This is a genomic window from Urechidicola vernalis, from assembly GCF_031846385.1.
GTDB lineage: Bacteria > Bacteroidota > Bacteroidia > Flavobacteriales > Flavobacteriaceae > Urechidicola > Urechidicola vernalis.
In genome coordinates this window covers 24,180-32,876 of the sequence record NZ_JAVRHV010000007.1, presented here as the reverse complement: position 1 = coordinate 32,876, position 8,697 = coordinate 24,180, and the positions used below count along the sequence as shown (strand labels likewise).

11 protein-coding genes are annotated in these 8,697 nt (G+C 34.0%); 3 read left to right on the top strand and 8 right to left on the bottom strand.

The window, feature by feature from the left end; all coding sequences use genetic code 11:
* Nucleotides 1-3 precede the first annotated feature (3 nt).
* The 3 genes from ruvA to queG are packed head-to-tail and all read right to left on the bottom strand — an operon-like array spanning nucleotide 4 to nucleotide 3,886.
* Nucleotides 4-585 (bottom strand): Holliday junction branch migration protein RuvA, encoded by a 582-nt coding sequence (gene ruvA / locus RM519_RS12140; protein ID WP_311594087.1) that lies wholly within the window; start codon nucleotides 583-585, stop codon nucleotides 4-6.
* A gap of 37 nt (nucleotides 586-622) precedes the next feature.
* Nucleotides 623-2,899, bottom strand: coding sequence for an NADP-dependent malic enzyme (locus RM519_RS12135; protein ID WP_311594086.1), 2,277 nt, complete (start codon nucleotides 2,897-2,899; stop codon nucleotides 623-625).
* A gap of 60 nt (nucleotides 2,900-2,959) precedes the next feature.
* Entirely contained in the window at nucleotides 2,960-3,886 is a 927-nt protein-coding gene (gene queG / locus RM519_RS12130; protein ID WP_311594085.1) for a tRNA epoxyqueuosine(34) reductase QueG, read from the bottom strand.
* 56 nt (nucleotides 3,887-3,942) lie between these two features.
* Here queG and RM519_RS12125 point away from each other — a divergent pair, with 56 nt between their 5' ends.
* On the top strand, nucleotides 3,943-4,185 hold the full coding sequence (locus RM519_RS12125) for a MoaD/ThiS family protein (protein ID WP_311594084.1): 243 nt from the start codon (nucleotides 3,943-3,945) through the stop codon (nucleotides 4,183-4,185).
* A 25-nt stretch (nucleotides 4,186-4,210) separates the two neighbouring features.
* On the opposite strand, the gene RM519_RS12120 is transcribed toward RM519_RS12125, so the two are convergent.
* Entirely contained in the window at nucleotides 4,211-4,489 is a 279-nt protein-coding gene (locus RM519_RS12120; protein WP_311594083.1) for a DUF3817 domain-containing protein, read from the bottom strand.
* An 83-nt stretch (nucleotides 4,490-4,572) separates the two neighbouring features.
* Here RM519_RS12120 and RM519_RS12115 point away from each other — a divergent pair, with 83 nt between their 5' ends.
* A complete protein-coding gene (locus tag RM519_RS12115; protein WP_311594082.1) occupies nucleotides 4,573-4,998 on the top strand; it encodes a molybdenum cofactor biosynthesis protein MoaE in 426 nt (141 codons plus the stop codon).
* A 2-nt stretch (nucleotides 4,999-5,000) separates the two neighbouring features.
* A complete protein-coding gene (rluF, locus tag RM519_RS12110; protein ID WP_311594081.1) occupies nucleotides 5,001-5,723 on the top strand; it encodes a 23S rRNA pseudouridine(2604) synthase RluF in 723 nt (240 codons plus the stop codon).
* Here the strand turns inward: rluF and RM519_RS12105 are convergent.
* From RM519_RS12105 to moaC, 4 genes are all read right to left on the bottom strand, one after another.
* Complete coding sequence (locus RM519_RS12105) at nucleotides 5,720-6,799, bottom strand: ThiF family adenylyltransferase (protein ID WP_311594080.1); 1,080 nt, start codon at nucleotides 6,797-6,799, stop codon at nucleotides 5,720-5,722. The genes rluF and RM519_RS12105 overlap by 4 nt on opposite strands.
* A complete protein-coding gene (locus RM519_RS12100; protein ID WP_311594079.1) occupies nucleotides 6,799-6,984 on the bottom strand; it encodes a hypothetical protein in 186 nt (61 codons plus the stop codon). The genes RM519_RS12105 and RM519_RS12100 overlap by 1 nt, the downstream gene beginning before the upstream one ends.
* A gap of 110 nt (nucleotides 6,985-7,094) precedes the next feature.
* Nucleotides 7,095-8,225, bottom strand: coding sequence for a molybdenum cofactor guanylyltransferase (gene mobA, locus RM519_RS12095; protein ID WP_311594078.1), 1,131 nt, complete (start codon nucleotides 8,223-8,225; stop codon nucleotides 7,095-7,097).
* A complete protein-coding gene (moaC, locus tag RM519_RS12090) occupies nucleotides 8,218-8,694 on the bottom strand; it encodes a cyclic pyranopterin monophosphate synthase MoaC (protein WP_311594077.1) in 477 nt (158 codons plus the stop codon). The genes mobA and moaC overlap by 8 nt, the downstream gene beginning before the upstream one ends.
* Nucleotides 8,695-8,697 lie beyond the last annotated feature (3 nt).

The window sequence follows — 8,697 nt, the reverse complement described above, 5'->3', positions numbered from 1 at the left end:
ACACTATAAGTTTTTTAGCGCCTTTTTTATTAGATCTTCAACGCTCTGATCGGCATCATCCTTTAAAATCCTATCCAACACTTTTTCAGACTGCTTTTTATTAAACCCTAAAACTTCTAATGCTATTAACGCTTCATCCTTATTTGTATTGCTTTGAACAGCCGAAACTTCATCAAGACCAAAGGTCTTAACAATTTTATCTTTTAAGTCTATAATTACTCGTTGTGCAGTTTTTGCTCCAATTCCTTTTACAGATTGAATTACGCCTACATTAGACGACGCTATTGCCTGCTGAATTTCTTCAGTAGACATGGATGACAGCATTGTTCTAGCGATACTTGGTCCTACTCCAGAAACAGAAATTAATAGTTTGAATATTTCTCGTTCAATTTTTTCAGCAAAACCAAACAAAGTATGAGAATCTTCTTTAACCGATAAGTAGGTATATAAAAACACTGCCTCATTATCAGGAATTTTTGAAAATGTATTTAACGAAATATGGGCGAAATATCCAATTCCACCACATTCAACAACTACATAAGTTGGGTTTTTTTCAACTAATTTTCCTCGAAGATGGGTTATCATGAAATAGGGTTCTTTATGTTCAAATGTAATGAATTAATTATTTCTTTTTCGATTTATTTTGAGCATCTACAACCGCTATGGCAGCCATATTAACCATTTCATCTACACTAGAACCTAATTGAACGATGTGCGCTGGCTTTTTTAGCCCTAACATAATCGGCCCAATGGACTCTGCCCCATATAACTCTTTCATCATTTTATAACTAATATTCGCTGCATCTAAGTTAGGGAATATCAATACATTGGCTTTTTTATCTACCAATTTAGAGAATGGAAATTCCTTTTTTAACAGCGCAGAATTCAATGCAAAATCTGCTTGAATTTCTCCATCAATTATTACACCTGGGTATTGCTTATGCACTAATTTAACCGCTTCTCTAATTTTCTTAGCATTTTCATTATCAGAAGCACCAAAGTTTGAAAACGACAACATGGCAATATTCGGTGTAATACCAAACATTTTTGCAAGCATCCCTGTAAGTTGTGTGATTTTTGCTAAATCCTTTGCTGTAGGGTCAATATTAATAGTAGTATCTGCTAAAAACATTGGCCCTCTTTTAGTCAACATTAGATTAGTCGCGGCAACTCTCGTCACGCCCATATCCATTCCAATTAACTCTAACATCGGTTTTACTACAGACGCATAGTTTCTTGAATACCCTGTTAACAAGGCATCTGAATCTCCTTGATTCACCATCATTGCAGAAAAGTAATTACGCTCGCGCATTAACTTTTGCGCATCCAATAATTTAATTCCTTTTCTTTGTCTCGTTTTCCAATATTTCTTTGCGTAACAATCTCTTCTTTCCTTTTGCTCCCGTGTTTTTGGGTCAATAATTTCAACATCACCTGTAAAGTCGATTTCCTCCATCAACTCTAAAATAATCTCTCTGTTTCCTAATAAAATTGGAATTCCAATGCCTTCGTCATGAACAATCTGAGCCGCTTTTAACACATCTAAATGATCAGCCTCAGCAAATACAATTCGTTTAGGATCAGATTTCGCCCTATTATGAAGCATTCGGATAATTTTATTTCCTGTTCCTAATCGCTCCATTAATTCATCCCCGTACTTCTCCCAATTTTCAATCGGCTCAGTAGCAACTCCAGATTCCATTGCTGCTTTCGCAACAGCAGGTGGTACTGTATAAATTAATCTTGGATCAAATGGTTTTGGAATAATATAGTCTTCACCAAATGAAAGGTTCTTTTCATCATATACCAAATTCACTTGTTCTGGCACTGGAAACTTCGCTAAATCCGCAATTGCATGTACCGCTGCAATTTTCATTTCTTCATTAATCTTGGTTGCCCTAACATCTAATGCTCCTCTAAATATAAATGGAAAACCAAGTACGTTATTTACTTGGTTAGGATGGTCTGAACGACCTGTAGCCATAATTACATCTTTCCTTGTTTTAATAGCTAAATTATAATCGATTTCAGGATTTGGATTGGCCATCGCAAAAACGATTGGCGTATCATTCATGCTCAATAGCATTTTTGGAGTTAAAACGTCTGCAATAGAAAGTCCAATAAAAACATCTGCATCTTTAACCGCATCCTCTAGACTTGTAACATCTTTATCCGTAGCAAATTCAGTTTTTTCAGAAGTTAAATTATCCCGATCTTTACGAATAACACCTTTACTGTCGCACATTACTAGATTCTCTTTCTTTGCTCCGATTGCCAAATACAATTTCGAACAAGAGATTGCCGCTGCTCCTGCTCCATTTACTACAATTTGAACCTTAGAAATGTCCTTACCCGTAATTTCCACTGCATTTTTCAATGCTGCTGCCGAAATAATTGCTGTACCATGTTGATCATCATGCATTACCGGAATATCCAATTCTTCCTTTAACCTTCTTTCAATTTCGAAAGCCTCAGGAGCTTTGATATCTTCTAAATTAATCCCTCCAAATGTAGGCGCAATTGCCTTAACAGTTTCTACAAATTTATCTACATCCGTGGCATCGACTTCAATATCAAAAACATCAATATCCGCAAAAATCTTAAACAAAAGACCTTTACCTTCCATGACAGGTTTCGAAGCTTCAGGACCAATATTTCCTAAACCTAAAACAGCTGTGCCATTTGAAATAACGGCTACTAAGTTTCCTTTAGATGTATATTTATATGCGTTTTTCTTATCCTTTTCAATCTCCAAACATGGCTCTGCAACTCCAGGGGAATAGGCCAATGCTAAATCTCTTTGTGTTGTATATTTTTTTGTTGGCACTACTTCAATCTTACCTGGCTTTGGTTTTGCATGGTATAAAAGTGCTTCCTGTCTTGCTCTAGATTTACTCATAATTGAATAATAATTTAACTAACAAATATATAGAAATTTAAATAGTAGTACTATAAAATTCTAGTCTTTTAAAAATTGAATATTTCGCTGTAAACCAGCATATTTAGTTCGTTTTACAGGGGATTTTTTAAACACTTTTTTAAAAACATCCTCTGTGATTTCTTGCCAATCGGTCTTGGTCATAGAAAGTAAGTCTACATGAGGTTTAAAAAGCGGCTCGCTATGCGGTTTAGAAAATCGATTCCATGGACAAACATCCTGACAAATATCACAACCAAACATCCAATCTTCGAATTGACCTTTTACTGAAGTTGGAATTTCATTTTTCAACTCTATTGTAAAATACGATATACATTTAGACCCGTCAATTGTATTATTTGGAAGAATTGCCTCGGTTGGACATGCATCGATACATTTGGTGCAAGTTCCACAATGATCAGTTTGAAAAGGTGTGTCGTATTCCAATTCTAAATCGATAATTAGCTCTGCTAAAAAAAAATATGACCCTAATTCCTTCTGAATTAAAAGTGAATGTTTACCATTCCATCCTAATCCAGATCGTTCCGCCCAGGCGCGTTCCATAACTGGTGCAGAGTCTACAAATGCTCTACCGTTTATTTCCCCAATTTCATACTGAATAAAATTATACAATTCATTTAGTTTTCCTTTTACAACATGATGATAATCTTGCCCATAGGCGTATTTAGCAATTTTATAAGAATCTTTACTTTGTTCTTTTTCAGGGAAGTAATTATAGGATAAAGAAATTACAGATTTGGAACCTTCTACTAACAACCGTGGATCCAGTCGCTTATCGAAATGATTCTCCATGTATTGCATTTCTCCGTGATAACCATTCTTGAGCCAATTTTCTAAATGCCTAGCCTCGTCTTCTAAAAATTCTGCCTTAGCAATACCGCATGTCGAGAAACCCAAACGTTGCGCTTCGGCTTTGATTAGTTTTGCATATTTTGCGATTAAATTCAAAGAATAGTTTAATTCAAATATACTCAAAAACGAGTATCTTTACACAAAAGAATTCTATGCAGGTTCAAGTATTATTTTTTGGAATTACCACAGACATTGTAGGTCAAAAATCAATTCAATTCGATTTTTTAGCAGGGATGACTGTAGCAGACATCAAACAAAAATTAAGCGAAGTATACCCTAAATTAAAAGACTATAAAAGTTTTTCTGTTGCCGTAAATATGGAATACGCTACAGATGAAATCGCAATTAATGCCAACGATGTTATCGCTATTATTCCTCCTGTAAGTGGTGGCTAAATTTTATTTAGATATATAAAAAGACTTAGGCTTTTTTCAAGTACTTTTTATCTACATAAAAGGTCCCAAAAGGAATTATTGACGCAATTAAAACCACAGAAAATTGTCTAGAGTTCCATTTATATTCAGAACGAATCATAAATGCCAAAATCACATATGCTATAAATAACATTCCGTGCGGCATCCCTAACATTTTTACATAACTAGGATCGTTTGCCAAATATTTAATTGGTGTTGCTATAAACAACAAAAGGATATATGAAACCCCTTCTAAAAAGGCCACTATTCTAAATATTTTCTCCATGACTTAAAATTTAATTTCGGTTGCAAATGTACATATTGACTGATTAATTATTTAATTTTGTAAGAACATTTAACACCATTATCTTGATTCAAAATTGTTCAATAAAAATAACAGCGGAAAAATTAAACTTACAAGAATGCTATGACTTTGTTCAAGAGCCTGCTTGTGGTGGAATTGCTGTGTTTATTGGAACGGTTCGAAACAAAACACAAAACAAAGAAGTAACGCTTCTAGATTTCTCAACTTATGAAGCTATGGCTTTAAAAGAAATGGAGAAAATTGGGCTTGCAGCATTAGAAAAATTCAGTATTGAAAAAATCGCAATTCATCATGCAAAAGGAGAATTAAAGATTGGCGATATTCCTGTAATCATTTCCGTTTCATCTCCTCATAGAAATGCTTCTTTTGAAGCATGTCAGTATGCAATTGACACTCTAAAAGACACTGTACCGATCTGGAAGAAAGAACATTTTTCGGATGGCGAAGTTTGGGTAAATTCAACTCCTTAAAAATGAAAGAAACTAGAATCAATAAATATTTAAGCGAAGTTGGTTATTGCTCTAGACGAGCAGCAGATAAACTATTAGAACAAGGTAAAATTACCATTAATGGTAAAATACCTGAACTTGGTACGAAAATAACCAAATTAGATGAAGTCCGTGTTGATGGGAAACTAATTTCGGAACCAGCTGACAAACCTGTTTATATTGCTTTTAACAAACCAGTCGGAATTGTTTGCACTACAGATTCCAAGCGGGAAAAAAGAAATATAATTGATTATATAAATTATCCAACTAGAATTTTCCCAATAGGTCGTTTAGACAAACCGAGTGAAGGTCTAATTTTCCTTACCAATGATGGTGATATAGTTAATAAAATATTACGTGCAAGAAACAATCACGAAAAAGAATATATCGTTACTGTAAACAAGCCTATAACTGAAGACTTTATTAAACGAATGGGAAATGGTGTTCCGATTTTGGACACTTACACCAAAAAATGCTTTATTGAGCAAATTGGAGAATATCGCTTTAGAATTATTCTTACCCAAGGATTAAATCGTCAGATAAGGCGTATGTGTGAGTATTTTGACTACAGAGTTACAAAATTAAAACGTGTTAGAATTATGAACATTCCTTTGGATGTTCCGATAGGAAAATGGCGCGATTTAACAGCAAAGGAACTAAATGAAATAAATAGACTTGTTTCTAGTTCTGAAAAAACACACGATTAAAATTCGGAAATTCCCCCTACCAAACTGAGTACTTCTGTATTCGGGAATTCTTCTTTAATTTGTGTTGCCGCAATCATACTAGAAATTCCACGATTACAAATAAATATATACTTTTTATTTTCATCAAAATCTTCAGAAATCCACTCCTCAAATTCTGATAGAGGTGTTTTGACATCAACCTTAAACGGTAAATCTTGACTTGTGTTTTCTATTACCGAAACGATCTCAAAAACACCCTCGTCACTTTCAAGTATATTTTTAAAATCCACCGACGAAATTTCTAATTCATCATTAATTTCACAAGAAACTTCTTCATAAGTCTCCTTTAGAAACAATTCAGCAATTGTATCTTTAGAAAAGGTTGGCTTCAATTTCATTTTAAACTGAGAATTATCAAGTGAATTATAGATCAATAATTCATTTACCAAAGGGCTTCCAACACCAGTTACAATTTTTAAAACCTCATTCGCCTGCATCAATCCAATAATTCCAACAATTGAGTTTAATGTGCCCAAAGCCGAACAATTAGGAATGCTTTCTGTTGGAATCTCAGGAAAAGCGTCTCGTAAGTTTGATGTTTCTCCATTTAAATTAAATGTAGCCACATATCCATCGAACTTATACAAGGATCCGTACACCAATGTTTTGTTCGACAGCACACAAAAGTCGTTTAACAAATACTTTATTGGAAGTAAGTCTGTGCAATCCAATACAATATCCCAATCTGAAAGCGACTCTGCAATATTGTTTTTTGTAATTGCAATGTTCGAAACTCGCACCTCTACAAAAGGCGACATTTCATTGATATGATTCGCCAATACATCCGCTTTAGACTTTCCAACAACATCTACCGTGTAAAAAACTTGACGGTGTAAATTACTCACATCAACCACATCAAAATCTATCAATTGAAGTTTACCAATACCACTTGCAGCCAAGTATACAGCTGCTATGGAACCTAAACCTCCACAACCCACAACAGCAACTTTTGCATCTTGCAATTTTTGCTGCCCTTGCTCACCAATTTCCTGGAGCGTGGTTTGTCTTTGAAAAATTTGATTTTTACTAATATTCATTACTCTCCATTGGTCATTCTTATGATTGCCAATACGAATAAAGCAATTCCAGAAAGACCTATAACCCAACCTGCAATTGCCTGTTTTTTATTCTTCTCTTGATCTTTTACAAATGAAAAATCTACTGTATTAAACAGTACTAAAATAAATCCAACAGCAAAAAATAATACTCCAAATGTTAACATACTTTATTTATATTTTTTTGTCATGCTGAACTCGATTCAGCATCTCATCTTTTTATTTTGTATCAACTACTACACTTCGACAGGCTCAGTGTGACAATTTAGTTGACGTTTTATTTCAATTCTTTTTTAGCCTCTTCAAATTCTTGAGGCGTATTTATATTTCTGATAAAATCATCTTCAATCTCTACAATCTCCACATCCGAATTTATCAATACTTTTCTAGGACAAGAATAACCTTGTGACAAATACTGTAATAATAATGGATATGCTTTCGGCTCCCAAATTGTTATTAATGGTTCAGGAAACTCCTTATTTTTTCCTTTAAAGGTTGTCGCAATTTTAGAAGGATTCCTATGTTTTAACAATAGAGAAATTTTTTCTTCTGAAACAAAAGGAACATCGGTTGCAATCACAAGCCATGCAGTATTTGGATTTTCTTGAAAAGCTGAGCAAATACCTCCAAAGGGTCCCAGGCCTTTAAACTTATCTACGATGCTATTGCCTGAAATGTCTTGATGCTGACGTACTGAATAATAAGATCCTAATTGCCCCTCCTCTTTTCTAGGAAATAAATCTTGAAAAATTTGATATAAAAATTCTCTTTGAGAAATCCCGTGATATTCCAACAGCCCCTTATCGGCACCCATTCTAGTACTTTGCCCGCCAGCTAAAACCAACCCCTGAATATCGGGGATATTCGATTCTATAAGACCTCCTAAATGATTTGATATTTTCTCAATATCATCGATTGCATAACATGGTAATTCTTTGATATTCGGTATTGCATTTTCTAAAAAATCAAAATAATTTGATTCTGGAGACATCTTAATTACAAATTGCACATTTGTTAATTGATGTACCCTTTTTTTAACTGAAGCCTCCTTTTCATTATCTAAAATCAATACTTGTTTTTCACCTTGATAATGGTTCCCATTGATACATACTAAATCGTATTGGGCCAATTGAATTCGCGCATTAAATTTGTTCAATTCATATTTAGAATTCAAATCTAAATTACCTGAATGATGAAAAGTGAATGTATCTAAAATTGGCGACTCCACAGTGTCAGAATGACTCGCATCTAAATAGGCTATTTTTGCCTTTTTTTGATTTTTTTTCGCTATTTTATATACTAAATCACTGATTATTGAGCATTTTACGCCCAATATTGAAATTTCATTGTTGGCATAAATCCCGTTATTTCTTCTAACTAAATTTGTATGTTTTTGATGTTTACTCATTTTTAATATCAGATTTTCCTCCTGTTTTTTCCAACAACTTCACTTCTCTAATCACCATTTGCTGCGAAATAGATTTACACATATCATAAATAGTCAAAGCTGTAGTTGATGCTCCTGTCAATGCCTCCATTTCTACACCTGTTTTACCTTCAATAGAAACGGTACAATAGATTTCAATATCTGTTTCATTTATTACATCGATCTCGATGTCTACTCCATTAATTAGGAGTGGATGACACATTGGAATTAAATCAGAAGTCTTTTTAACCCCTTGAATTCCAGCAACAATTGCAGTTTGAAATACAGGGCCTTTTTTAGTTGTGATATCGTCATTTTTAAAATGAGCTACTACCTCTGCACCCAAAAACATAGTTGATTTGGCGGTTGCTTTTCTTTTGGTAATCCGCTTATCCCCTACATTCACCATTTTTGGATTGTTACTCTTATTAATATGTGAAAACTCAGTCATACT

Excerpts from the sequence above, each read along its gene's own strand:
- ruvA (WP_311594087.1), bottom strand. The coding sequence starts at position 585 with ATGATAACCCATCTTCGAGGAAAATTAGTTGAAAAAAACCCAACTTAT.
- RM519_RS12135 (WP_311594086.1), bottom strand. The coding sequence starts at position 2,899 with ATGAGTAAATCTAGAGCAAGACAGGAAGCACTTTTATACCATGCAAAA.
- RM519_RS12125 (WP_311594084.1), top strand. The coding sequence starts at position 3,943 with ATGCAGGTTCAAGTATTATTTTTTGGAATTACCACAGACATTGTAGGT.
- RM519_RS12120 (WP_311594083.1), bottom strand. The coding sequence starts at position 4,489 with ATGGAGAAAATATTTAGAATAGTGGCCTTTTTAGAAGGGGTTTCATAT.
- rluF (WP_311594081.1), top strand. The coding sequence starts at position 5,001 with ATGAAAGAAACTAGAATCAATAAATATTTAAGCGAAGTTGGTTATTGC.
- RM519_RS12105 (WP_311594080.1), bottom strand. The coding sequence starts at position 6,799 with ATGAATATTAGTAAAAATCAAATTTTTCAAAGACAAACCACGCTCCAG.
- RM519_RS12100 (WP_311594079.1), bottom strand. The coding sequence starts at position 6,984 with ATGTTAACATTTGGAGTATTATTTTTTGCTGTTGGATTTATTTTAGTA.
- mobA (WP_311594078.1), bottom strand. The coding sequence starts at position 8,225 with ATGAGTAAACATCAAAAACATACAAATTTAGTTAGAAGAAATAACGGG.
- moaC (WP_311594077.1), bottom strand. The coding sequence starts at position 8,694 with ATGACTGAGTTTTCACATATTAATAAGAGTAACAATCCAAAAATGGTG.